This window comes from Actinophytocola sp. KF-1, assembly GCF_054661535.1.
This window is the reverse complement of the sequence record NZ_BAAFVK010000016.1, coordinates 29,268-52,348: the sequence shown is the minus strand read 5'-3', so window position 1 is coordinate 52,348 and position 23,081 is coordinate 29,268. Positions and strand designations below refer to the sequence as shown.

Here is a 23,081-nt window from a genome sequence, read left to right as displayed (position 1 = left end):
ACCGCAGATCAGGCGCTGATGGCGGCGACCTTCGCCTGCGCGAGCGCCACCAGGTCGGCGGGCGCGACCTCGATCTCCAGCCCGCGCCTGCCGCCGCTGCAGAAGATCGTGTCGAACCGCTCGGCGGAGCTGTCGACCACGACCGGCAAACGTTTGCGGTGGCCCAGTGGCGAGATGCCGCCCGCCACGTACCCGGTGGCCCGCTCGGCCGCGGCGACGTCGGCCATCTTCGCCTTCTTGCCACCCGCGGCCGCGGCGAGCGCCTTGAGGTCCAGCGACCCGGCGACCGGCACGACCCCGACCGTGAGGTTCCCGTCCACCTCGGCGACGAGCGTCTTGAACACCCGCTCGGCGGGCAGCCCGAGCAACTCGGTGGCCTCCCGCCCGAAGGAGTCCGACCTCGGGTCGTGGTCGTACTCGTGCACCTGGTGCGCGACCTTCTTCTTCACCAGCAGCGCGATCGCCGGAGTGCCCTTGCCAGCCATGGGGCAAATCTAGACGGCCGCGGGCAGACCGAACGCGGGGTACAGGCTCGCGGGTAGACCGTCAGCTCCGCGACCTTCCCGGCCGCCACGCGCTTGCCCGCACGCGGCGTCCTCGGCCAGCATCTCGCCGAGCCGCCGCTACATGGCCGTGCCTGCCGGGCAGGTGCTGGAGGGCGGTGAGGAACGCCGGCTCGATCGTCTCGCGGGACACCACGAGGTCGTCGAGCAGCGAGTCCGGGTCTTCCGCGTCCTGGTCGGAGCCGAGCAGGCGGTAGCTGTGCACGCGCGGCTCGCGGCGGTGCGCCTCGGTCAGGTCGGCGAACGTCGTCTCGTCCACGTCCGTGTGACGGTTGCGCGGCCGGGAACTCACCGGTACAGAATCGCGGACATGAGGTTCCTGCTCCTGTTGTGCGCGGACGAGGACACGTCCGTGCCGGACTTCCTGCCCGGCTGCGTCGAGTGGCAGGAGGCGCTGGCCGCGCGGAACGCCCTGGTCACGGCCGTGGGCCTGCACCCGCCGGACACGGCGAGCACGCTGCGCGTCCGCGGCGGCGAGGTGCTGATGACCGACGGCCCGTTCGCCGAGACGAAGGAGCAGATGGGCGGCTTCGCGATGATCGAGGCCGAGTCGGCGGACGAGGCGCGGCGCGTCGCGGCGACCCACCCGTGGGCGAAGATCGGGATGATCGAGGTGCGCCAGGTGCTCTGAGGTGTCGATCCGGTGGGTCCCCGTTCGTCGGTGCGGCGAACGGAAGGAGAGAACCCATGGTGACCTCGAAGGACGGCACGACGATCGCGGTGGAGCCGGTCGGTGACGGCCCCGCGGTGGTGTACGTGGGCGGTGCCCTGAACGACCGCCGCTCGGCGCCGCCGCTGCCCGGGTTCCGGGTGTACGCGTACGACCGCCGGGGCCGGGGCGACAGCGGCGACACCCAGCCGTACGCGGTGGCGCGCGAGGTGGAGGACCTCGCCGCGGTGATCGACGCGGCGGGTGGCGCGGCGATGGTGTACGGCATGTCGTCGGGTGCCGTCCTGGCGTTGCGCGCCGCCGCGGCGGGCGTGCCCATCACGCGGCTGGCGCTGTACGAACCGCCGCTCACCGCACCCGACCCGGACTACACGGCGCGTCTCGCGACGGCGAGTCCGGCGGAGGCGCTGGAACTGTTCCTGGGCACGGTGATGGGCATGCCTGCGGAGGCGCTGGCGGCCATGCGCGAGTCGCGCGCGTGGCCCGCGCTGGCGGTGCTGGCGCCGACGCTCAGGTACGACAACGAGGTGATGATCCTCGACGGCCTCCCGACCACGACGGTCCCGACGGTGATCATGACCGGCGGGGCGAGCCCGGAGTGGATGCACGAGGCGGCGCGCCGCCTGGCCGCGCACCTCCCCGACGCCACGACCGTCCGCCTGCCGGGCCAGACGCACGACGTGGACCCGGTCGTGCTGGGGGAGGCGCTGCGCACGGCCTTCGCATAAACCGACAAACTGAGCTGTCTTGACAAACAAAATTGTCGGTGGGAGAGTTCTCCCATGTTCGAAGTCGCCGTCATCGAGGATCCGGCCGCCGCCGAGGTCTCGTTGGACCCGATCAGGGTCCGGTTGCTCGCGGCGCTGGCCGAACCCGGCTCGGCGACGACGCTCGCCGGCCGGGTCGGCCTGCCCCGCCAGAAGGTCAACTACCACCTCCGCGCGCTCGAGAAGCACGGCCTGGTCGAGCTGGTCGAGGAGCGCCGCAAGGGCAACGTGACCGAGCGCGTCCTGCAGGCCACGGCCTCGTCGTACGTGATCTCGCCGGTCGCGATGGCGGCCGTCGCGCCCGACCCGGACCGGTCCGCCGACCGGCTGTCGGCCCGCTGGCTGCTGGCGCTCGCGGCACGGCTGGTCAAGGACGTCGGCTCGCTCATCACCGGCGCCGACAAGGCCAGGAAGCGGGTCGCGACCTTCGCCGTCGAGGGCGAGATCCGGTTCGCGAGCGCCCAGGACCGGTCCGCGTTCGCCGAGGAGCTGGCGACCGCGGTCACCGGGCTGATCGGCAAGTACCACGACGAGTCGGCCGCCGGCGGTCGCAAGCACCGGCTGGTCGTCGCGGTCCACCCGAGCGTCGGCGAGGAGGCGTGATGGGCAAGGAGTTCGCCACCACCGACGAACTGCACGTCGGCGCGACACCCGACGAGGTGTGGGCGGCCATCGCCACCGGCCCCGGCATCGACTCCTGGTTCATGGGCCGCAACGACGTCGACCCGGGCCAGGTCGTGCGGCAGGCGTTCGGCGGCTACACCCCGGAGCACACGATCTCGGGGTGGGAGCCGGGTAAGCGGCTCGCCTACGAGTCGGGGCCCGCGCCGGACGGCCGGTTCGTCGCCTACGAGTTCCTCATCGAGGGCCGGGACCGCGGCAGCACCGTCCTGCGCGTCGTGAACAGCGGGTTCCTGCCCGGCGACGACTGGGCGGACGAGTTCGAGGCCATGTCCAGGGGCGGCGCGCTGTTCATGCACACCCTCGCCACGTACCTCAACCACTTCGCGGGGCGCTTCGCGACACCGGTCACGGCGTTCGGCCCGATGATCACCGACTGGCCGCGCACCCGCGCGAAGCTCGTCGAGGCGATCGGCCGGGACGGCGACCGCGTGCGGTTCACCCCCGACGGCCTCCCGCCGGTCGACGGCGTCGTCTTCTACGAGAACGAGGACGTCATCGGCATCCGCGCGGACGACGCGATCTACCGGTTCCTGCGTGGTTTCCGCGGGCCCGTGATGGCCTGCCACCACATCTTCCACGACATTTCCCAGGACGCCACCGAAAAGGCGTGGGTGGCCTGGCTGAACGCGAAGGACCTGACATGACCACGGCAATTTCCGCGGACGGCACCGCGATCGCGTACGAGGTCTCCGGCGACGGCCCGCCGCTGGTGATCGTGGACGGCGCCATGTGCTTCCGCGACTCCGGCCCGTCCCGCCCGCTGGCCGCCGAACTGGCCGCCGACTTCACCGTCCACGTCTACGACCGGCGCGGCCGCGGCGCGACCCCGGACGCCGAGTTCACGCCGGAACGCGAGGTCGAGGACCTCGAAGCGATCATCAAGCAGGCGGGCGGCACGGCGCACGTGTTCGGCGCGTCGTCCGGCGCGATGCTGGCGCTGGAGGCCGCGAACGCGGGGGTGGGTGTCACGAAGCTCGCGATGTACGAACCGCCGCTGATCGTCGACGACACCCACGCACCCGCCCCGGCATCGGCGCTCGCGGAAATGCGCGCGATGGTCGCGGAAAACCGTCGAGGGGACGCGGTGAAAGCGTTCATGAAATCGGTGGACGTGCCCGGTTTCGCGATCGTCATGATGCAGTTGATGCCGGTGTGGAAGAAGCTGAAGGGCGTCGCGCACACGCTGCCCAACGACCTCGTGCTGGTGGAGGGCCTGCGGCAGGGCCGCCCGCTGCCGACGGACCGCTGGACCACCGCGACCATGCCCACCCTGGTCGCCGACGGCGGCAAGAGCCCGGCCTACATGCGCAACAGCGCGGCGGCGCTCGCGGGCGTGCTCCCGAACGCACGGCACGAGACCGTGCCGGGGCAGACGCACCTGGTGAAGGCGAAGGCACTCGCACCCGTCCTCAGGTCGTTCTTCCTGGGGTAAGGGGTGCCCTTACCCACCCTCAGGCGGTGTCCTGAGGCGGGGTGTGGGTGATCGTCCGATGCCGGGGTGCCCGCCTCAGGACGAATCTTCTCGTTGTCAGCACGAAGTACCGGACGAGGAGAACGAGATGAACTGGGCACCTGAGGCGCTGCGGGCAGAGATGGACTACCGGGTCGAGCGAGCCCTGGGCGACCCGAAGACCACCCTGGCGCACCGGCGCGCGGCAGAGCACGCGCACAAGTCCTGGTGGCAGCGGTACCGCGCCAACCACGCAGCACACCACGACGAGACAGGGACCTCCCGAGCCGCCTGACCCCGGCCCGTCCCCCTCGTCCACAAGGGCCCGCGACCATAAGGCCGCGGGCCCTTTCCCATGCCCAAACCCCGCGAGTCGCCCTCTCAGACCCCGCGAGTCGCCCTTTCAGAACCGCTGAGTTGGCGTTTCGCGAGTGGACGTCGCGAACCCGAACCGCCAACTCGCGGGTCGTGAACGGGCGACTCGCGGGTCTTGAGAGGGCGACTCGCGGGTTCCGAACGGGCGACTCGCGGGTCGTGAACGGGAGACTCGCGAGGGGTCAGGCCGGGGGTTGGGTTGTGTAGACCGTCGGGTCGCCCTGCTTGATCCAGATCTCCGGGGTGTCGATCGGGCGGAAGGAGCGGTCGCCGCCGGGTTCGCGGGTGTCCGGGACGGCGTCACCGCTCGGCAGGTGCATGATGAAGTTCACCGGCTTGGTGTCGTCGGCCAGCGGGATCTCGTACACGGCCCAGCCGTTCTCGATCCGCGTCAGCGGCCACGGCTTGTCCCACGCGATCTGCGCCAGCACCGCCGGGTCGACCGCGTCGCCCCACATGTGCAGGCCCCACTGGCCGTAATCACCGGCCGGGCGCAGGTACCGCAGCGTCGCCGTCTCGAGCGGCGGGCCCGCGTACCGCACGGTCCGCACCTCCGACCGCGCCCCGCCCAGCGTCGCCCGGTACGCCACCGGCGTGCCCGCCGCCAGGTTCAGCGCGCCGAGGTCGTCGAACACGGTGTACGCGGGCGACGTGCTGTCGCTGCCGATCGCCGTCCACGGGCCGCCGTCCACGCTGCGCTCGAACGACACCACGTGTGTCGCCTTCTCCGGGTCCGCCGACGCCCGCACCTCGACCGTGCCGCGGACGCCGCCGCCCTCGGCCGGCGCCTCGATGGTCAGCTTCGGCTCCGGCACGCGGCCGCGGACCGTGCCGCTCGCCCGCGTGTGGCCGCCGTTGTCCAGCACCACCGCGCGGTACTCGACCGGCGTGCCCGGGGCCAGCGCGGACGTGTCGTGGAAGACGCGGTACGGCGCGTTGTCGTCGGTGCCGATCGGCTGCCAGCGGCCACCGGCCACCCGCGCCTCGAACGACACCTCGTACAGCGACGAACCCCGCACGTCGGCGGCGATCTCCACCCGGCCCTGCGCCGCCGCGGCAGGCGCCTTCAGCGCGATCGCGGGCGCGGCGTGCGAGCGCGGGATGCGCCCGTCGAGCGCGTAGACCACGGTCGACAGCGCCGGCACGGTGACCGTCAGCTTGCCGTCCCGCCCGGACTTCACCCGGTTCGGGCCGGTTCCGTACACCTTCGAGTAGTTCGACTTCGCCGCGTAGGTGGGGATCGCCGCGGTCTTCGGCGTCTCGCTGTTGTTCAGCGCCACCACGTACTCGCGCTGCTGCCCTCGGTCGATGCGGGAGAACGCGTACACGCCCGCCGACGGCGACGACAGCCTGCTCTGGTGCACGCCGTCCCGCAGCGCCGGGTGCCGCTCGGTCACCGACGCGAGCCCCGCGATCGTGCGGTAGAGCGGGTGCGACTGGTCGTAGTTGTCGGTGGCGTGGGTGGCGGTGGTGCCGAGCAGGTCGTCGTCGAGGTACTCGGGCACCCGCGACGCGAACAGCGTCTGCCGCGCGTCCTGGTCACCACCCGGGCCGGTGAAGCCCTGCTCGTCGCCGTAGTAGATGACGGGGTTGCCGCGCGAGAAGTACATGAGCTCGTGGCCGAGCCGGTCACGAGCCACCCACTCGGCGTCGCCCGCGCCGGGGTTGTCGGCGACGACCATCCCGCCGAAGCGGCCCATGTCGTGGTTGCCGAGGAACGTCGGCAGCTCGTAGACGTTGGAGTCGGCGTCGGTGTACCAGTCGTCGTCGGCGAAGAACGTCGCCAGGTCGTCGGTCGGCGCGCTGCCCGACGCGAAGTCCCGTGCCGCGTCCTGGAAGGGGAAGTCCAGGACGGACTGCATCGTGTCCGTGGTCGTGAAGTGCGAGGTGTAGCTCTTCGTGGTGTCGAAGACCTCGCCGAACATGAAGAACTCGCGCTTGCCGTGCTCGTGCGCGAACTTCAGGATCCGCGGCCCGAACTGCTGCCAGAACGCGTCGTCGACGTGCTTCATGGTGTCGATGCGGAACCCGTCGATGCCGAAGTCGGCGATCCACTTCTGGTAGATCTCGACCATCCCGTCCACGACGCGCGGGTTCTCGGTGAACAGGTCGTCGAGCCCGAAGAAGTCGCCGTACTGCGAGTTCTCGCCGGTGAACGTGGTGTCGCCGCGGTTGTGGTACAGCGTGACGTCGTTCAGCCAGGTCGGGACCTTGAGGTTCTGCTCGGCCGGGTCGAGCACCGGCGTGTACGGGAAGGACGTGGCCGGGTCGAGCGCGGGGAAGCTGTCGCCGCCCGCGTAGTCGCGGTCGTCGAAGACGGTGCCGTCGGCGGTCCGGTAGGGCGAGACGTCCTTGGAGGTGTAGGACTTGCGCGCGCCCTCTTCGTAGCCGATGACGTCGGCGGTGTGGTTGGTGATGATGTCGAAGTAGACCTTCATGCCGCGGTCGTGCGCGTCGTCGACGAGGGCGGCGAGGTCGGCGTTGGTGCCCAGGTGCGGGTCGATCTGGGTGAAGTCGGTGATCCAGTAGCCGTGGTAGCCGGCGGACGGCCCGTCCTCGAGCTGGACCGGCTTGTTCTTGAAGCTGGGGGTGAGCCAGATCGAGGTGGTGCCGAGGCCCTGGATGTAGTCGAGCTTGCCGCGCAGGCCTGCGAGGTCGCCGCCGTTGTAGAAGCCCTTCTTGGTCGGGTCGAACCCGGACACGAGCGGGTCGTCGGCGAGACCACCGCGGTCGTTGCCGGTGTCGCCGTTGGCGAACCGGTCGGCCATGACGAAGTAGAAGTTCTCGTCGGTGACGGGCCCGCGCAGCGAGTGCCGTGCCTGCGGCCCCCCGTCACGATACTCACGGTCAGCGACGGCGGGCGTGGTCGCCAACCCGGCCGCGACCAGGGAAGCCAGAAGCGCCACCGCGGCGCGACGGACTGACATGGTGGCCCTCCATAGGGTTCGTTCCGGCGGGGAACGATAACCGTGCGCGGGGCCTCGCAGCGAGCGCCAACCAGCCCAATTCAAGCGCCGGGCGCCTCATGTGGACACCCGTCCCGCGGCGTCCCGGAACTGTCGGTGCCCACCGGTAGCGTTGAACCGGGGGACCCCTGGGGTGTGCGAATGGGACTCTCGTTCGGCGTGGCCCGGGCGTCCCCGACGATCCACGCTGGATCGAGAACACACACAGCGCCAGGCCGCCGACGATCAGGACGACAACGTGCGTCTGTTCACGCGGCGCCGGTGCGAGCGGGCGGGAAGAAACCAGCGCTCGCGCTGGTTGCCGTGGTACGTGACTCCGGTACCGCTCTCCGTGCTCGAACTCGCCCCGGCCGCCCGCGACGCCACCGCCACCGAGGCGCTGCACCACACCACCGAGCTGGCCAGACGCGTCGAAGCGCTCGGCTACCAGCGGATCTGGGTCGCCGAGCACCACAACATGCCGTCCATCGCGAGCTCGTCACCCGCGGTGCTGATCGCGCACCTGGCGGCCGTGACGTCGACCATCCGTGTCGGCTCCGGCGGGGTGATGCTGCCCAACCACGCGCCGCTGGTGGTCGCGGAGCAGTTCGGGACGTTGGAGGCACTGCACCCCGGCCGCATCGACCTGGGGATCGGGCGCGCGCCGGGCACCGACCAGCGGACCGCGCTGGCGCTGCGGCGCACGATGGCCGGGCTGTCGGCGGAGGGTTTCCCGCAGGAGCTGTCCGATCTGATCGGCTACTTCCAGGGCGACAACGACCTCATCGAGGCGGTGCCTGGCCGTGGCAACGAACCCGCCATCTGGCTGCTCGGGTCCAGCGGGTTCTCGGCGCAGCTGGCGGGGATGCTGGGCCTGCCGTTCTCGTTCGCGCACCACTTCAGCTCGGCGAACACCGTGCCCGCGCTGCGGCTGTACCGGGAGAACTTCCGCCCGTCGCGGTGGCTGTCCGAGCCGTACGCGAAGGTCGCGGTGAACGTCATCTGCGCGGACACCGACGAGAAGGCGCACTGGCTGGCCGGGCCGTCGGCGCTGGCGTTCCTGAAGCTGCGGACCGGCAAGCCCGAGGCGCTGGTCCCGCCGGCGGAGGCGGCCGAGTACCCGTACAACGACCTGGAGCGGGCGTTCGTCGAGGACCGGTGGCGCGACCAGGCCGTCGGCTCGCCGGAGACGGTCGAGCGGCAGCTGCGTGACCTGCTGTCCCGCACGGGCGCGAACGAGCTGATGCTGACGACGATGGTCTACGACCTCGAGGACCGGTCGCACTCGTACGAGCTGGTCGCGGAGAAGGTCGCCCCGAAGCTGACCAGCTGACCCCCGCGCAAACGCACTGACCAGCGAAAACCCCCCGCGCCCGGCCAGCACCTCCGGCGGGGGTGGACGGTGCAGGCGGGTGACCTGCCCGACCAGCGGCAACATCGCCCGGTAGATCCGCGACACCGCGGGCTGGGAATCCCGAACCAGTCCGCCGGCATCGTCTGCCCCGCGTTGGACCGCGGTGACACCAGCGTCAGCACCGGCGGCCGCCCGTGCCGTGACTGGGCAGGACCTGGTGGATCCGGGCGACCAGCTCCTGAAACCAAGCATGATCAAGACCCGGCGTGGACTCGTGCCGCAACAGCCCCGCCCTGGTCAGTCGTCTTCTCTGAGAGGGAAACGATCCTAGCCAGGCGGGGCTGATGCGCTGTCTGCAAGATCAACACTTCTGCACAACGCTCTACCAGTGGGCACCGACAATTCCCGGGTGTTGCGCGGATCTGTGGACAACTGCCTGACCTGTGGACAACCGGCCCTTCTCGGCGGGCTCCTGTCGGGGGCGCGGCCTACTGTGGGCCGCATGACTGACGCGACCGCTTCCGGTACCTACCAGCTCGGCGGCGACCTGCCCGTGGTGCGGCTGGGGTACGGGTCCATGCAGCTCACCGGCTACGGCGTCTGGGGCGAGCCCGACGACCCCGGCAACGCCGTCCGCGTCTTACGGCGTGCCGTGGAGTTGGGCGTCAACTTCATCGACACCGCCGACTCGTACGGGCCGTTCGTCGCCGAGAAGCTGATCCGGCAGGCGTTACACCCGTACGACGGCGTCGTCGTCGCCACCAAGGCCGGGTTCACGCGCCAGGGGCCGCACCAGTGGACCGCGCTCGGCAGGCCCGAGTACCTGCGGCAGCAGGTGGAGCTGTCGCTGCGCCACCTCGGCGTGGACCGGATCGACCTGCTGCAGCTGCACCGCATCGACCCGACGGTGCCCGTCGCCGACCAGGTCGGTGAGCTGGCGGCACTGCAGTCGGAGGGCAAGATCCGGCACATCGGGCTGTCGGAGGTGTCGGTCGCCGACATCGAGGAGGCCGCGCGGACGGCGCGGATCGTCTCCGTGCAGAACCTCTACAACGTCGCCAACCGGCGGGCCGAGGACGTGCTGGAGCACTGCGAGGCGCAGGACATCGGGTTCATCCCGTGGTTCCCGCTGGCGACGGGCGAGCTCGCCAAGGAACGGGGGCCGCTGGCGTCGATGGCGGAGCGGCACTCAGCCTCGCCGTCGCAGCTGGCGCTGGCCTGGTTGTTGCGGCGGTCGCCGGTGATGTTGCCGATCCCGGGGACGTCGAGTGTCGCGCACCTCGAGGAGAACGTCGCTGCCGCCGGCATCGAGCTGACCGACGACGAGTACGAGGCGGTGAGCACAGCGGCCTGAGCAAGAGATCCGTGGAGCGGCCGCCTGAGGGGCGGCTCAGGCGGCCGGAGCAGGCCGACGGTGGCACCGACAAACGTGGGTGAGGATGGTCACCCACGGCTCGGATTGTCTTGGCGCCACCGTCGTCCCGGCTCCCCGACCCGCAACCGAAGTTGGCGCGGTCCCCCTCTTCGTACACGGCAGCGCCCGGCACACTGCAAGGTGCGTAGCGGCCCGACTCCCGGGTGCGCCGCCGCGACCTGCGGATACGCTGACCCCTGTTCACTCGTTTGGCGTAGTGCCTACGGGGGAACACGGAGAGTTCCTCGTCGTGCACACTTGATGTGCGAACGCCATGTCCGGAGGGGGCTCGGGGATGAACGAGGAGAGCTTGCCGTATCGGCACGGCATCCACGAGGCGATGGGCGTGCTGTCCGGGCAGTGGGTGACCGCTGTTCTCGCGTCCCTCACCGCTCGGCCGATGACCTACTCAAAGTTGCTCGAACACATCAACAGCACGGAAGAGCGACTCGGATGGGTGACGCATGAGCGTCCACTACGACAGAAGGTGCTCACGGACACGTTGCACCGCATGCAACGCGACGGGCTCGTCGTCAAGATCAACCGGCCGAGCCGGTTCGGGTCGACCTGGTACCAGCTGACGCCGATGGGCCGGTCGCTGCTGCGGTCGTTGCTGCCGCTCGCGAAGTGGGCCGAGGACCACCGCGGCGACCTGTCGCAGGCACGGGCCACGTACCTGGCCGCCCAGGAGGCGGCGGCGCAACAGGCGGCCGCGGTGAAGTCCGACGGTTAGGTGCCGTTGAGGTCGCCGATGGCGGCCACGATGCTCTGCACCTGGTTGCGGCCCGAGTCCTTCGCGACGAACAGCGCGTCGTCGGCCGCGAGCAGCACGTCCTGCAGCTCCGGGCCGAACTCCGGGTACAGCGCGATGCCGATGGACACCGACAGCCCGTCGACCACCGTGCCCTCCACGTCGACCCGCAGCTCACGGACCCGTTCGCACATCCGCTCCGCGATCCCGCGCAGCGCGTCCTGCGTGATCTCCGGGCACAGCACGACGAACTCCTCGCCACCCCAGCGGCCGACCACGTCGTACCGGCGCGCCGACGACGACAGCACCCCGGCGACCGCCAGCAGCACGTGGTCGCCGACCAGGTGGCCGTGGGTGTCGTTCACCGCCTTGAAGTGGTCGAGGTCGACCATCAGCACGCCGACCTGCGTGTCGTCGCGGGCCGCGCGCTGGATCTCGGCCGAGGCCAGGTTCGTCCACGACGTCGCGTTCGCCAGACCGGTCTTCTGGTCGGTCGACGCGGCCTCCTCCAGCTGCCGCATCAGCACGCTGCGGTGCAGCACCAGCAGCGCGGGCACGATCATCACCGCCCACAGCGGGTTGAATGTGATCAGCAGGCCGGTGATCGCGCCGAGGCCGAGCGTGCCGTACTCGAGCGCGTTCTCCTTGCCGGTGCCGAGCGCCCTGCGCAGGTCCAGCCGCTTCTCGTGCAGCGTGATCGCGCACGCGACCAGGCCCGAGTTCACGCACGAGTAGGCCACGACGGCCAGCGCGATCGCGATCACCACGGACGGCCGGTCCCACGCGAGGAGGTCCTCGGGCGCGAACGCGTGCCGGATCGCCCACGCGGTGTGCGCGGACAACGTCACCGTCGACGCGGTGAACACCAGCCGGTACGGCCGCACCCCGCGCACCCGGTACCAGCTGCGCCAGAACAGGTGCAGGTACAGCAGCACGATCACGACCGGCGTGAGCACGGGCGGCAGCACCAGCGCGGCCGAGAACGTCCACACCGACGTCAGGTTCACGTGCGGGGTGTCGTTGAACCGGCGGCGCACCCGTTCGACATGCCGCGACAGCTCACCCATCGTGACACCGAGGAAGACGATGATGCCGAGGGTGACGACCGCGTCCCGGTCAACGCCGGAACGACCGGCGAGGAACGCCGTGAGCCCGATCGCGGCGGCCTCCACGAAGAGGATGAGCGCCAGCACTCGCACGGGCTCGTCCCACAGCGCCCATCGCCACGGTGCCCTGGACCGCTCAGTGGTCGAAAGGGATGCTGGTTGGGCCGATCGGGCGAAAACCACCTGATCAGCGCCCCCATTGCCGTGCTCGGCGGCAGTCCCCGCGGGAGGAGGTGCGAACGATGACGAACAAGGACTGGTGACCACAGCGCTCTGACTCATGCCCTGGTCAGACGCCTTGACGTCGGATTCGTCATCCCCGTCCCGAGGAGGAGGTGCCTTCGATGATGAACAAGGACTGGTGAGCCTCCCGTGCTTCTCAGCGTCGTCGGGCTCGCGCCCACCCACCCGTTCGGGTGATTTCGCTCTACGGGAGCGGGCGCGAAGCCACGACGCGCCGCTGAGTCCGGTCAACGCCACTCCGGCAACACCTCCGGTTGCGACCGCGAGGACTGGATCGGTCGCGTCGGCGAGGACGCCGCCCGCGAGCACCGCGACGCCCTGTGACGACAACACCCCCGCGCCCGCGAGCCCGGCCGCGGCACCCCGACGGTGGTCGGGGACGCCGACGACGAAGGCCGCCTGCGCGAGGATCAGATAGGCGGTGGCGCACGCTCCGGAGATCGCCCAGAGCAACACCACCACGGCCAGCGGTGGCTGGAAGAAGCACAGCACGAGTGGCACGCCCGCCGCGACGGCGAGCCACGACGTCAGTGCGGGCCGCCGGTCCCGCGGCAGCTTCGGCACGAGCCAGGCGCCGACGATGCTGCCCGCGGGGTCGGCGGCCATCAGCAACCCGACGCCGACGGCCGCCACACCGAGGGTGTCGGCGTACGGGGCGGCGAGGCCCTCGGGGATCGTGAAGATCCCGATTGTCCACGACAGGGCGATCAACGCCCGCAGCTTCGGGTCCTGCCAGATCAGCCGGGCCGTGCCGGCGTTCCGCTCCCGGGACTCCGGCGCACGCGGCGCCGGCCGGTGCCGCACGCCGGTGAGGACCAGCACCGCGGCCACGACGAACGTCGCCGCGTTGAGGCCGAGCATGACGTGCGGGTCGAGCGCCACCAGCAGCGCACCGCCGCCGAGGAATCCACCGACCTGGGCGAACTGGTTCGTGACGGTCCGCAACGACAGCCCGGTGACGTACCGGTCGCCGTCGAGGACCGTCGGGAGGAGCGCCTGCTGCGCGGCCTTGAACGGCGCCCCGCCGAGCGTGAGCACGAAGACGAGCACGAGCAACACGGGCAACGGCAGCCCGGGGATGGCCATGGCCCCGGCCACGACGGCGCGCCCGAGGTCGACGCCCGCCATCAGCTCGCGGCGCGGGAACCGGTCGGCCAGTGGCGACAGCAGAACCCCGCCGACGAGGGCGGGGAGGAAGGTGAGGGCGTAGGTGAGGGCGGTCCAGCCCGCCGAGCCGGTATGTCGGTAGACGAGCACGGCGAGGCCGATCCGCGCGAGCTGGTCGCCCGCGACGGACAGCAGCTCCGCGAGCCACAGCGCGCGGAACTCGCGTATCGCGAGAACATCGCGGAAGCCCGCACGCCCCATTTCGCCGTCCTCGTTCCGCCGCCAACAGGTGGTGCGCCGAACCCGCACGACCCGCCGTTACGACCCTAGATCGAACCCCCATCGAGAACGCGGTCACGCCCGTTGTCCACCCGAATGGCCCATCGGCATCACCGAGAGTGATCTCGTTGCGGTTGTACCGTCGCGACCACGCTACCGGCACCCACCGACAAACCCGCGTTCGCGCTGATCAGCGGACATCGCGGGAAAACTTGCCAGCGGATGTCAGGTTTCTCCGGCATCGTGACCCGCATGGACGAACTCAAGGGGAAGGTCGCGCTGGTCGCGGGTGCTACGCGGGCCGCGGGCCGGGCCATCGCGGTGGAGCTGGGGCGGCGGGGCGCGACCGTGTACGCGACCGGCAGGACGACGCGGACGCAGCGGTCGGAGGTGAACCGGCCCGAGACCATCGAGGAGACCGCCGAGCTGGTGACCGCGGCGGGCGGCGAGGGGATCGCGGTCCAGGTCGACCACCTCGAACCGGAGCGGGTGAAGGCGCTCGTCGAGCGGATCGACCGCGACCACGGCCGGCTCGACGTGCTGGTCAACGACATCTGGGGCGGCGACCGCTACCTCGCGTTCGAGAAGAAGCTGTGGGAGCACGACCTCGACGGCGGCCTGCGCATGCTGCGGCTCGGCATCGACAGCCACGCCATCACGAGCCACTTCGCGCTGCCGCTGCTCATCCGCAGGCCAGGTGGGCTGGTGATCGAGATGACCGACGGCACCACCGAGTCCAACGCGAACTACCGCGCGGACGCGGGGTTCTTCTACGACCTCGTGAAGGTGTCGGTGCAGCGGATGGCGCTCGCGCAGTCGGTGGAGCTGGCGCCGTACGGGTGCACGGCGCTGGCGCTGACGCCGGGGTGGCTGCGGTCGGAGGCGATGCTGGAGACGTTCGGTGTGACGGAGGACAACTGGCGGGACGCCACCGCGCACCAGCCGCACTTCGTGATCTCCGAGTCACCGGTCTTCGTGGGCCGGGCAGCGGCCGCGCTCGCGGCGGATCCCGACGTCGCGCGGTGGAACGGGCAGTCGCTGTCGTCGGGTGAGCTCGCGAAGGTCTACGGCTTCACCGACGTCGACGGCAGCAGGCCGGACGCGTGGCGGTACATCGCGGAGGTGGAGAGCCAGGGCAAACCCGCGGACGCGACCGGCTACCGCTGAGGCACTATGGAGGTGATGAGATCTTGGCAGCCGACCCTGGACATCGAGGACTTCCGCGTCCTCCGTGAGCAGTTCACGGACTTCATGCTGGGTTACAAGTTCGCGATCGACGAGATCACGACGAAGATCAACATCCTGCGTGAGGACTTCAACAACGCCCACGAGTACAACCCGATCGAGCACATCAACTCGCGGCTGAAGGCGCCGGAGAGCGTGCTCGAGAAGGTGCGGCGCAAGAACTACGCGATGAACCTCGCGAGCATCCGCGAGAACGTGCTCGACATCGCCGGTGTCCGGGTCGTCTGCAGTTTCATCTCCGACATCCCGAAGATCAGGGACATGATCGTCGGCCAGGAGGACATCACCCTCCTCGACGAGCGCGACTACATCACCAACCGGAAGCCCAACGGTTATCGCAGCCTCCACCTGATCGTGTCGATCCCGGTGTTCCGCTCGGACCGCACGGACCGCATCCCGGTCGAGATCCAGATCCGCACCATCGCGATGGACTTCTGGGCCAGCCTGGAACACAAGATCTACTACAAGTACCGCGGCGAGGTGCCGCCGAACCTGCAGAGCGAACTGGCCGAAGCAGCGGAAGCGGCCGCGGCGCTGGACGAGAAGATGGAGTCCCTGCACCGCCTCGTCGACCACGGCACGGCCCGCCAGCCCGCGGTGGCGGAGGAACTGGACCTCACCGCGCTGTACATGGGCTTCCTGGGCAACAACACCTGACGGCGGCCGGCCTCCGGCCCCCGGTCACCACGCTACGGCACAACACCGACAATTTCCGGCGGCGACCGCGCGGTTGTCCACAGGACATCGGCGGGTGTGGCTGTGGACAACCACCGCCTCGTGGCCCGGGATTGTCGGTGGTGGCGGGTAGCGTGGTGATCGGGGGCCGGAGGCCAAGCCCGGTAGCGAATGCGGCCGGACGATGCCCTTGGCCGAGCCAAGAAATGCCGTGGCGGACACCGTCGTGGCGGACACCCGGGCCGGACCGCGATGGCCGGGCCGTGGCTGTGGACAACCGTCGCTTCGCGAGCCGGAACTGTCGGTGCCATGCCGTAGCGTGGAACCGGGGGCCGGAGGCCACGCCGGGTGGCGAATCCGCCCGAGCGGTGCCCTCGACCGAGCCGAGTACGCGGTGGCGGAGGCCAGGCGGTGAACACCCGGTCGACCAACCTCCTCGACCGAACCGGGGGCACCCGCGTCCGGAGAGCAGGTGGCTGTCCGTGGTTGTGGACAACCGTCGTCTCGCGGCCCGGGATTGTCGGTGGTGGCGGGTAGCGTGGTGATCGGGGGCCGGAGGCCAGGTCCGGTGGTGAACATCCGGTCGAGCGACCTCCTCGACCGGACACCCAGGTCCGAAGAGCGGGTGACTGGCCGTGGTGGTGCACAACTGTCGTTTGGCGAGCCGAAGGCAGGCCGGGTAGCGAACCCGCGTGGTTGTGGACAACTTTCGTCTCTGCAGCCGGGATTGTCGGTGGTCGCGCGTAGCGTGGTGACCGGGGGCCGGAGGCCACGCCGAGGTGAGGCCGCTCACCATGGCGTCACGTCGACCTCGGCGCCCCGTCCCCCTGCTGCCGGTCCTCGACCGGTGCGTTGCGGGCCGCGATGGCCAACCCCAGCTCGGCCAGAGCGGCTCGCAACTCCTCCGGGGCCACCACCTCGACGCCGGCCCCCAGCGAGAGCAGTTGGGTGGTGGCCACCGGCAGGCTCTCGACCTCCAGTTCCACCTCCCGCCACCCCTCCTCGTCCGCCGGGCCGGCCGTGGCGATCGCCGCCGCGGCCGCGTCCTCGTCGGTCGCCGTCCGCAGTGCGCGCATGCCCTGCCAGCTCAACCGTAGCCGCACCGTTTCCCGCAGCAGTGACCGTTCGAACCGGGCCGACGACTGCGCCCACCACGCCGCCAGCGCGAAGTCCGGCGGCCGCGTGAACTCCTCGAGCGGCACCGCCGACACGATCCGCGTCACCCGGTACGTCCGGACGTCCGCGCCGGCCCGCGCGACGAGGTACCAGACCCCGGCCTTCACGACCAGCCCCAGCGGGTCCACCTCGCGCGTCACCACCGCCTGCCCGCGCCGGTAGTCCATCCGCAGCCGCCGGGTCGACGCCACCGCGTCCGCGACCACCGTCAGCTGCGTCGCCGTCTCCGGCTGCTGGAACCAGCCCGGCGCGTCCAGGTGGAACCGGTCCGCGATCGCCGACGCGTACTCCCGCAACGGCTCGGGCAGCCCGGCGAGCACCTTCGCGCGCGCCGCCGTCAGCGACGTGCCGAGCCCGAGCTCCGCCAGCAACTCCGGCACGCCGACCGCGAAGATCGCCGCCGCCTCGCGGCCGGTCAGCCCGTCGAGGCGTGTGCGCCAGCCCTCCATCAGCCGGATGCCGCCCGCCCGGCCCTGCTCGGTCCACAGTGGAACACCGGCGGCGAGCAGCGCCTCGACGTCCCGGTACACCGTGCGTTCCGACACCTCCAGCGCGGCCGCCAGCTCCGCGGCGGTCGCGCGGCCCCGCTGTTGCAACAGGAACAGCAGCGTCACCAACCGCTCAGCCCGCACGCGGCGATTGTGCCACCGCGACCGACGCGGCGAGCCCCGCGATCGTCGGCGCGGCGAACAACGTCGCCAGCGGCAGGTGCACCGACAGCTGCGCACGCACCCGCGCGAGCAGCTGCGCCGCCGTCAGCGAATGCCCGCCCAGCGCGAAGAAGTCGTCGTGCACGCCCAGCTCCACGGCCGGGCCGAGGCTCAGCACGTCCCGCCAGATCATGGCCAGCCGCCGCTCCACGTCGTCGCGCGGCGCGACCACCCGCGTCCGCGTCGGCGCCCACACCGGTGTGGGCAGCGCGGTCCGGTCGACCTTGCCGGTCGGCGTCCTCGGCACCGCGTCGATCGTCATCACCAGGTTCGGCACCATGTGGTCCGGCAGCCGCGCCGACAGCCACGGCCGCAGCTCGTTCGGATCCAGCCGCGGCCCGGGCAGCACGTACGCGACCAGCCGCACGTCGTCCGAACCGCCCCGCCACACCGTCACGACCGCGTTCCGCACCAGGTTGTGCGCGCGCAGCACCGACTCGATCTCACCCAGCTCGATGCGGTACCCGCGCACCTTCACCTGGTGGTCGGCGCGGCCGAGGAACTCCAGCCGCCCGCCGCGCCTGCGCACCAGGTCGCCGGTCGCGTACAGCCGCGCGCCGGGCGTGGAGCTGAACGGGTCGGGCAGGAACCGCGCGGCCGTGAGCCCCGGCCGGTTGCGGTAGCCACGCGCGACGCCCGCGCCGCCGATGTACAGCTCGCCCAGCACGCCGTCCGGCACCGGCCGCAGCGTCGGGTCGAGGACGTGCAGCGTGGTGGCGCCGACCGGGTCGCCCAACCGGACCGGCGCCGGTCCACGCGGGACGGTCCCGGCCGCCGAGTACACGGTCGTCTCGGTCGGGCCGTAGCCGTCGACGAGCCGGGCGCCGTCGGTCTGCAGCGCGTCGGCGAGGTCGCGGGTCAGCGGTTCGCCGCCGGTGATCCGCAGCCGCACGGACGCGGGCACCCCGCCCGCGGCGACGAGCAGCCGCCACGCGGACGGCGTGCCCTGCACGACCGTCGCGCCCGTCTCGACGAGCCGCTGCCGCAGGCGCCTGCCGTCCGACACGTCGCCCGCGGGCAGCACGGTGACGCGTGCGCCCCGCAGGAGCGGCGCGAGCAGCTCCACCGTGGACACGTCGAACGACGGCGTGGTGATCGACGCGACGTGGTCGTCCGGCCGCAGGTCGAGCAGCTCGTCCATGGCGGACAGCAGGTTCTGGATGCCGCCGTGGGTGAGCGTGACGCCGTTCGGGGTGCCCGTCGAGCCGGAGGTGTAGATGAGGTAGGAGATCGAGCCGGGCGTGGCGGACGGCGCGAGCGGGGTCGCCGGTCGCGCCGCGAGGTCGGCGGTGTCCAGGTTGATCACCGTGCGTTCGCCGGGCAGCGACACGCGGGCGGCGTCGTGGGTGACGAGCACCGGGCAGTCCGCGTCGCGGACCATCGCGGCGAGCCGGTCGGCAGGCCACGACGGGTCGAGCGGCAGGTAACCGCCGCCCGCCCGCCAGGCCGCGAGGATGCCGACCACCACCGGCACGCCCCGTTCGAGGCACAGCGCCACCGGCACGTCCGGGCCGACCCCGTTGGCGCGCAACAGGTGCGCGAGCCGGTTCACGGTCTCGTCCAGCTCGCGGTAGGTCAGCGACCGGGTCGCGTCGCGCACCGCGGGCGCGTCCCCGAACCGGGCGAGGTCGAACGTGACGGTGCCCGCCGGTGGCGTGTCGACGACCGTTCTGGTGCCGTCGCACAGCGGCAGTTCGGCGATCGGCCGGTCCGGGTCGGCGAGCACGGCCTTCATCAGCACCGCGTACAGGTCCGCGAAACTCTCGACGGTCGCGCGGTCGAACAGGTCGGTGTCGTAGTTCCACCGGGTCCGCCACCGGTCCGGGCCCGGTTCGACGGTGAGGAACAGGTCGAACGTGGAACCGCCGTTGGGCAGCGGTCTCGGTGTGAGCGTCAGACCGGCCACCGCGGTCGGTTCCGGGGGCGGTTCGACCGCGAACATGACCTGCGCGACCGGTGTGTGCGTGAGCGACCGCTCGGCGGCCAGCAGGTCGACGAGGTCCTCGAACGGCAGGTCCTGGTGGGCGAGCGCACCCATGACGGCCTCGGCCGTGTGCTTCTCGAGCTGCGCGAACGTGGTGTCGGGCGGGATGCGCGCGGGGAGCGCGAGCGTGTTGGCGAGGAAGCCGACGAGGTGCTCGGTCTCGGGGCGGGTGCGGCCGGGTACGGGGGTGGCGACGAGGAAGTCCTCCTGCCCGGTCAACCGGTGCAGCATCGCCTGGAAGACCGCGAGCAGGGTGCTGAACGACGCGTCGGGCAGTGGCTCGAGGTCACGCACGAGGTCGGCGCCGCGGCCGGCGGCGGCCGAGCGCGGGCGGTCGATCGGCAGGGGGAGGACGGTGGGGATGCCCGCCAGCTCGGCCTGCCAGTAGCGGGCGGCGTCGGCGAGCGCGTTGGCGTCTGCCTGTTCCCGTTGCCAGACCGCGTAGTCCGGGTACTGGATGGCGGGCTCGTCCAGCTCCTCGCCCGCGTAGCAGCGGGCCAGCTCGTCGAAGAGGATCGCGCAGGACCAGGCGTCGACGATCGCGTGGTGCACGACCAGCACGAGTTCGTGTTCGTCGGGCCCGGTCGTCACGAGGCCAGCCCGCAGCAGCGGCCCGGTGGCGAGGTCGAACGGGCGGCGCACGAGGTCGTCGACGTCGGCCTCGTCGAGGTCAGGCAGGCGGACGTCGGCGGTGGCGACCACGACCTGGCTGGGCACGCCGTCGGCGGCGGTGAACGTCGTGCGCAGCGCCTCGTGCCGGTTGACGACGGTGGTCAGCGCGTTCTCGAGGCGGTCGCGGTCGAGCGGGCCGGTGAGCGTGACGCGCCAGCCCAGGTGGTGGGCGGGGCTGCCGGGGATGAGCTGGTCCAGCAGCCACAGCCGGCGCTGGCCGGACGAGGTGGGGAAGACGAAGGTGTCGTCGATGGTCACGGCTGACCTTCCGGGAGCAGGGCCGCAGGGTCCACGGCGAAGAAAGGCGGGGCGCGGCGGGTTTCGAGTGCACGGCACCGCCCGCGCAGCCCGATGGCATGCGCAGTAGTCAGAAATCTGCGGCAAATACCGAGCGGTATTTGCCCATGGTTGTATTCCGGCGCCCGGAAATGTGCGCCTTCCCGGCGCAGGGCAGGTCTAAGCCCAGGTCGGGTAGGCGAATGAACCCCTGGCTCAGCGGGGTCTCAGCGGGCGCCGGTCGTCACGGCTGCCCGGTCACGCCGGCAGGTGCTCCCGCACGCTGCGCGGCCGCATGTCCGTCCACACGCGTTCGATGTGCGCGAGGCAGAGCGACCGATCCCCTTCGGTGCCCTCCGCGCGCCATCCCCCGGGTACCCCCTGATCACCGGGCCAGATGGAGTACTGCACTTCGTCGTTGACCACCACCCGGTAACGGCGGCCGTCGACATCGCTCATGTCCCACGCCTTTCCTGCCATGCCCTCTCGAGCACGACGGTACCTGCGAGGTCACAGGGGCGAATCGCCCGAACGGACTCAACCGACCGTCCGAGCCGGACCATCGTTAGATTTTTGATCACGCACTGGAATCGCTCGGATACAGGCTGGCAAAAGCGTGGTTTTTGCGTGCGATTTGCGCGAGGAATTACCGATCTCGGGCCAGCGGCCAGAACATCGTCACGGTGGTGCCCTCGGACGTCGGCGTGATCGTCGACGTCGCGGTGAGGCCCTGGATCAGCGGTAGCCCGCGGCCGCGCAGCCCGTTGCTCGGCCGCGGTGGCTGCCACTGCCCGTAGTCGGTGACGGTGATGATCACGCGGCCCGCTTCCTCGTCGACCTCGCCGCGCAGGTCGAGCAGGCCCTGTGTCTGGTCGCGGTAGGCGTGCTCGACGGAGTTGGCCATGGCTTCGTAGCTGGCGAGCACGAGCGCCTCGGCGTCCTCGTCGGACAGCCCGACGCGGGCGGCCCACTGGGCCAGCTCGCGCCGGAGGCCGGCGAGACGGCCGGCCACCGCGGGTACCCGGAAGTGCAGGTCCTCCGCGGGGAGGTTGTCGAGGTTCTGATGCCCCAGGTTCACGGCCGAAGCCTCCAACGTTCAGCGTTCCGGTCGCTCGCCGCCGTCGAGCGACCGGAGCCAGGCGCCCTCAGTCGGCGGCGAGTGCTTCGTCGCGTGTGGGGTAGATCGAGATCTCGTCGGTCATCCCTGTCAATTCCATGGGGCGGAACGTGGCGCTCCCGGTAGCGACGATCCGGAAGCGGAGATTGCCCTTGGCCTGCTGGTGGCACCCGATGAGCACCGCCATGCCCGCCGACGCGAGGAAGTCCACCTGGCTCAGGTCGACCACCAGCGTCTCCGGGCGCTGCTCCATGGCAGCGTTGATCGAATCCCCCAGCTGGGGGGCGGTGGCCAGGTCGATCTCCCCTGCCACGTTGAGCACCACGGCCTCGCCATGGGGTTCCACCAGGACAGACAGTCCAGGTGCGGCGGGCTTGCTCTGGTCAGCGTCTCGGAATGGCTCTGAACTCACCACGCCATCATCCAATACGTCACAAGGCCACGTGTGACCCCCGCTCTCACCGTCGCACAGGACCGATCGCCCCCTGTGTCCACCCGGGCCTCCTCCGTCAGGTCAAGCAAATGTCGCCGGCCGCCGGACCGACGTGTCGACGCTGGGTAGCCCCGTCGGCGCGGGTTCAAACCTCCGGCCGGAAAATGGCGTCGACCAGCGGAAACACGTCCGGGTATGAGCCGGTCCGCGAGGGGTAACCGCCCGGAATGACTGAACTCAACGAGCGCCCCCTCGCTGTCGTCACCGGCGCGTCGAGCGGCATCGGCCACGAGCTGGCCAAGGAACTGGCGGACCAGGGCTACGACCTGCTGGTCGTGGCGGAGGACGAGGAGATCACGCGGGCCCCCGCCCGCCTCGAACGCCCGGGCGCCCAGGTCACCGCCATGCGCGCCGACCTGAGGGACCCCAAGGAGGTCGACGCCTTCGCCACCAAGATCAAGTCCCTGAACCGCCCGGTCAGCGTCCTGGCGATCAACGCGGGCGTGGGCATCAGCGGCGGTTTCGTGCAGGACACGTCGCTGGACGACCAGCTCGCGGTGGTGGACCTCAACGTGCGGTCCGCGGTTCACCTGGTGAAACTGCTGCTCCCGGACATGGTCGACCGAGCCGCGGGCAGGCTGCTGTTCACGTCGTCCATCGCCGCGACCTCCCCGGGCCCGTTCCAGGCGGTCTACCACGGGTCGAAGGCGTTCCTGCAGTCGTTCGCGCAAGGGCTGCGGGAGGAGCTGAGGGGCACGGGCGTGACCGTGACCGCGGTCATGCCGGGCCCGACGGAGACCCGCTTCTTCGAACGCGCGGGCATGACCGACACCAAGCTGGGCGCAGGCCCGAAGGACGACGCCGCAGAGGTGGCCCGGCAGGCGGTGGAGGCCATGCTGGCCGGCAAGGACCACGTGATCACGGGTTCCTTCCGGAACAAGGCCCAGGCGGTGGCGGGGCGGATCCTCCCGGACCGGATGCTGACCGCCATCCAACGGAGGGTCTCCGCACCGGGAACGGCGAAGAAGTAGCAGCGAGTGGACCCGGTCCACCACGCGGCCTGACGCCGGACCGGTGCTGTTGGG

At 70.9% G+C, this 23,081-nt stretch carries 21 protein-coding genes; 12 read left to right on the top strand and 9 right to left on the bottom strand.

The window, feature by feature from the left end; genetic code table 11:
* Positions 1–8: 8 nt before the first annotated feature.
* Positions 9–485, bottom strand: coding sequence for a Cys-tRNA(Pro) deacylase (gene ybaK / locus ACYQ77_RS37930; RefSeq protein ID WP_459720762.1), 477 nt, complete (start codon positions 483–485; stop codon positions 9–11).
* Between the two features lie 61 nt (positions 486–546).
* Positions 547–855: a hypothetical protein gene (locus ACYQ77_RS37925; RefSeq protein WP_459720759.1), complete on the bottom strand. Its 309-nt coding sequence runs from the start codon at positions 853–855 to the stop codon at positions 547–549.
* 18 nt (positions 856–873) lie between these two features.
* Here ACYQ77_RS37925 and ACYQ77_RS37920 point away from each other — a divergent pair, with 18 nt between their 5' ends.
* From ACYQ77_RS37920 to ACYQ77_RS37895, 6 genes are all read left to right on the top strand, one after another.
* Complete coding sequence (locus ACYQ77_RS37920) at positions 874–1,194, top strand: YciI family protein (protein ID WP_459720756.1); 321 nt, start codon at positions 874–876, stop codon at positions 1,192–1,194.
* 56 nt (positions 1,195–1,250) lie between these two features.
* Positions 1,251–1,961: an alpha/beta fold hydrolase gene (locus tag ACYQ77_RS37915; protein WP_459720753.1), complete on the top strand. Its 711-nt coding sequence runs from the start codon at positions 1,251–1,253 to the stop codon at positions 1,959–1,961.
* Positions 1,962–2,015: 54 nt separating this feature from the next.
* The gene (locus tag ACYQ77_RS37910; RefSeq protein ID WP_459720750.1) at positions 2,016–2,603 is read left to right on the top strand and encodes an ArsR/SmtB family transcription factor; all 588 of its coding nucleotides are present in this window, start codon (positions 2,016–2,018) and stop codon (positions 2,601–2,603) included.
* A complete protein-coding gene (locus tag ACYQ77_RS37905) occupies positions 2,603–3,328 on the top strand; it encodes an SRPBCC family protein (protein WP_459720748.1) in 726 nt (241 codons plus the stop codon). Before ACYQ77_RS37910 ends, ACYQ77_RS37905 begins: the two co-directional genes overlap by 1 nt.
* Positions 3,325–4,116 (top strand): alpha/beta fold hydrolase, encoded by a 792-nt coding sequence (locus ACYQ77_RS37900; RefSeq protein WP_459720746.1) that lies wholly within the window; start codon positions 3,325–3,327, stop codon positions 4,114–4,116. Before ACYQ77_RS37905 ends, ACYQ77_RS37900 begins: the two co-directional genes overlap by 4 nt.
* 127 nt (positions 4,117–4,243) lie before the next feature.
* Complete coding sequence (locus ACYQ77_RS37895; protein WP_459720743.1) at positions 4,244–4,429, top strand: hypothetical protein; 186 nt, start codon at positions 4,244–4,246, stop codon at positions 4,427–4,429.
* A 262-nt stretch (positions 4,430–4,691) separates the two neighbouring features.
* On the opposite strand, the gene ACYQ77_RS37890 is transcribed toward ACYQ77_RS37895, so the two are convergent.
* On the bottom strand, positions 4,692–7,436 hold the full coding sequence (locus tag ACYQ77_RS37890) for an alpha-amylase family glycosyl hydrolase (RefSeq protein WP_459720741.1): 2,745 nt from the start codon (positions 7,434–7,436) through the stop codon (positions 4,692–4,694).
* A 349-nt stretch (positions 7,437–7,785) separates the two neighbouring features.
* Here ACYQ77_RS37890 and ACYQ77_RS37885 point away from each other — a divergent pair, with 349 nt between their 5' ends.
* The 3 genes from ACYQ77_RS37885 to ACYQ77_RS37875 all read left to right on the top strand — a co-directional run bounded on the left by ACYQ77_RS37885 (position 7,786) and on the right by ACYQ77_RS37875 (position 10,955).
* Positions 7,786–8,787 carry an LLM class flavin-dependent oxidoreductase gene (locus ACYQ77_RS37885; protein ID WP_459720738.1) on the top strand — a complete coding sequence of 334 codons (1,002 nt, stop codon included), beginning with the start codon at positions 7,786–7,788 and terminating at the stop codon, positions 8,785–8,787.
* A 523-nt stretch (positions 8,788–9,310) separates the two neighbouring features.
* Complete coding sequence (locus ACYQ77_RS37880; protein ID WP_459720736.1) at positions 9,311–10,162, top strand: aldo/keto reductase; 852 nt, start codon at positions 9,311–9,313, stop codon at positions 10,160–10,162.
* Positions 10,163–10,517: 355 nt separating this feature from the next.
* Positions 10,518–10,955: a winged helix-turn-helix transcriptional regulator gene (locus tag ACYQ77_RS37875; protein ID WP_459720733.1), complete on the top strand. Its 438-nt coding sequence runs from the start codon at positions 10,518–10,520 to the stop codon at positions 10,953–10,955.
* On the opposite strand, the gene ACYQ77_RS37870 is transcribed toward ACYQ77_RS37875, so the two are convergent.
* A complete protein-coding gene (locus ACYQ77_RS37870) occupies positions 10,952–13,690 on the bottom strand; it encodes an MFS transporter (RefSeq protein ID WP_459720731.1) in 2,739 nt (912 codons plus the stop codon). The two genes, ACYQ77_RS37875 and ACYQ77_RS37870, sit on opposite strands and share 4 nt — an antisense overlap.
* Before the next feature lie 270 nt (positions 13,691–13,960).
* Between ACYQ77_RS37870 and ACYQ77_RS37865 the strand changes: the two genes are divergently transcribed.
* Positions 13,961–14,875 (top strand): SDR family oxidoreductase, encoded by a 915-nt coding sequence (locus tag ACYQ77_RS37865; protein ID WP_459720728.1) that lies wholly within the window; start codon positions 13,961–13,963, stop codon positions 14,873–14,875.
* Positions 14,876–14,890: 15 nt separating this feature from the next.
* Positions 14,891–15,610 (top strand): GTP pyrophosphokinase, encoded by a 720-nt coding sequence (locus ACYQ77_RS37860; RefSeq protein ID WP_459720725.1) that lies wholly within the window; start codon positions 14,891–14,893, stop codon positions 15,608–15,610.
* An 818-nt stretch (positions 15,611–16,428) separates the two neighbouring features.
* Here the strand turns inward: ACYQ77_RS37860 and ACYQ77_RS37855 are convergent.
* From ACYQ77_RS37855 to ACYQ77_RS37835, 5 genes are all read right to left on the bottom strand, one after another.
* Positions 16,429–17,436 carry a helix-turn-helix transcriptional regulator gene (locus ACYQ77_RS37855; RefSeq protein WP_459720722.1) on the bottom strand — a complete coding sequence of 336 codons (1,008 nt, stop codon included), beginning with the start codon at positions 17,434–17,436 and terminating at the stop codon, positions 16,429–16,431.
* Positions 17,426–20,428 (bottom strand): amino acid adenylation domain-containing protein, encoded by a 3,003-nt coding sequence (locus ACYQ77_RS37850; protein WP_459720719.1) that lies wholly within the window; start codon positions 20,426–20,428, stop codon positions 17,426–17,428. The genes ACYQ77_RS37855 and ACYQ77_RS37850 overlap by 11 nt, the downstream gene beginning before the upstream one ends.
* Positions 20,429–20,704: 276 nt before the next feature.
* On the bottom strand, positions 20,705–20,905 hold the full coding sequence (locus ACYQ77_RS37845) for an MbtH family protein (RefSeq protein ID WP_459720716.1): 201 nt from the start codon (positions 20,903–20,905) through the stop codon (positions 20,705–20,707).
* A gap of 187 nt (positions 20,906–21,092) precedes the next feature.
* Complete coding sequence (locus ACYQ77_RS37840) at positions 21,093–21,524, bottom strand: ATP-binding protein (RefSeq protein WP_459720713.1); 432 nt, start codon at positions 21,522–21,524, stop codon at positions 21,093–21,095.
* Between the two features lie 67 nt (positions 21,525–21,591).
* The gene (locus tag ACYQ77_RS37835; protein WP_396107979.1) at positions 21,592–21,909 is read right to left on the bottom strand and encodes an STAS domain-containing protein; all 318 of its coding nucleotides are present in this window, start codon (positions 21,907–21,909) and stop codon (positions 21,592–21,594) included.
* Positions 21,910–22,223: 314 nt separating this feature from the next.
* Between ACYQ77_RS37835 and ACYQ77_RS37830 the strand changes: the two genes are divergently transcribed.
* A complete protein-coding gene (locus tag ACYQ77_RS37830) occupies positions 22,224–23,027 on the top strand; it encodes an SDR family NAD(P)-dependent oxidoreductase (protein ID WP_459720709.1) in 804 nt (267 codons plus the stop codon).
* Positions 23,028–23,081: the final 54 nt, after the last annotated feature.

Excerpts from the sequence above, each read along its gene's own strand:
- ACYQ77_RS37910 (WP_459720750.1), top strand. The coding sequence starts at position 2,016 with ATGTTCGAAGTCGCCGTCATCGAGGATCCGGCCGCCGCCGAGGTCTCG.
- ACYQ77_RS37895 (WP_459720743.1), top strand. The coding sequence starts at position 4,244 with ATGAACTGGGCACCTGAGGCGCTGCGGGCAGAGATGGACTACCGGGTC.
- ACYQ77_RS37860 (WP_459720725.1), top strand. The coding sequence starts at position 14,891 with ATGAGATCTTGGCAGCCGACCCTGGACATCGAGGACTTCCGCGTCCTC.
- ACYQ77_RS37880 (WP_459720736.1), top strand. The coding sequence starts at position 9,311 with ATGACTGACGCGACCGCTTCCGGTACCTACCAGCTCGGCGGCGACCTG.
- ACYQ77_RS37830 (WP_459720709.1), top strand. The coding sequence starts at position 22,224 with ATGACTGAACTCAACGAGCGCCCCCTCGCTGTCGTCACCGGCGCGTCG.
- ACYQ77_RS37905 (WP_459720748.1), top strand. The coding sequence starts at position 2,603 with ATGGGCAAGGAGTTCGCCACCACCGACGAACTGCACGTCGGCGCGACA.
- ACYQ77_RS37900 (WP_459720746.1), top strand. The coding sequence starts at position 3,325 with ATGACCACGGCAATTTCCGCGGACGGCACCGCGATCGCGTACGAGGTC.
- ACYQ77_RS37890 (WP_459720741.1), bottom strand. The coding sequence starts at position 7,436 with ATGTCAGTCCGTCGCGCCGCGGTGGCGCTTCTGGCTTCCCTGGTCGCG.
- ACYQ77_RS37875 (WP_459720733.1), top strand. The coding sequence starts at position 10,518 with ATGAACGAGGAGAGCTTGCCGTATCGGCACGGCATCCACGAGGCGATG.
- ybaK (WP_459720762.1), bottom strand. The coding sequence starts at position 485 with ATGGCTGGCAAGGGCACTCCGGCGATCGCGCTGCTGGTGAAGAAGAAG.
- ACYQ77_RS37845 (WP_459720716.1), bottom strand. The coding sequence starts at position 20,905 with ATGAGCGATGTCGACGGCCGCCGTTACCGGGTGGTGGTCAACGACGAA.
- ACYQ77_RS37865 (WP_459720728.1), top strand. The coding sequence starts at position 13,961 with ATGGACGAACTCAAGGGGAAGGTCGCGCTGGTCGCGGGTGCTACGCGG.
- ACYQ77_RS37870 (WP_459720731.1), bottom strand. The coding sequence starts at position 13,690 with ATGGGGCGTGCGGGCTTCCGCGATGTTCTCGCGATACGCGAGTTCCGC.
- ACYQ77_RS37915 (WP_459720753.1), top strand. The coding sequence starts at position 1,251 with ATGGTGACCTCGAAGGACGGCACGACGATCGCGGTGGAGCCGGTCGGT.
- ACYQ77_RS37920 (WP_459720756.1), top strand. The coding sequence starts at position 874 with ATGAGGTTCCTGCTCCTGTTGTGCGCGGACGAGGACACGTCCGTGCCG.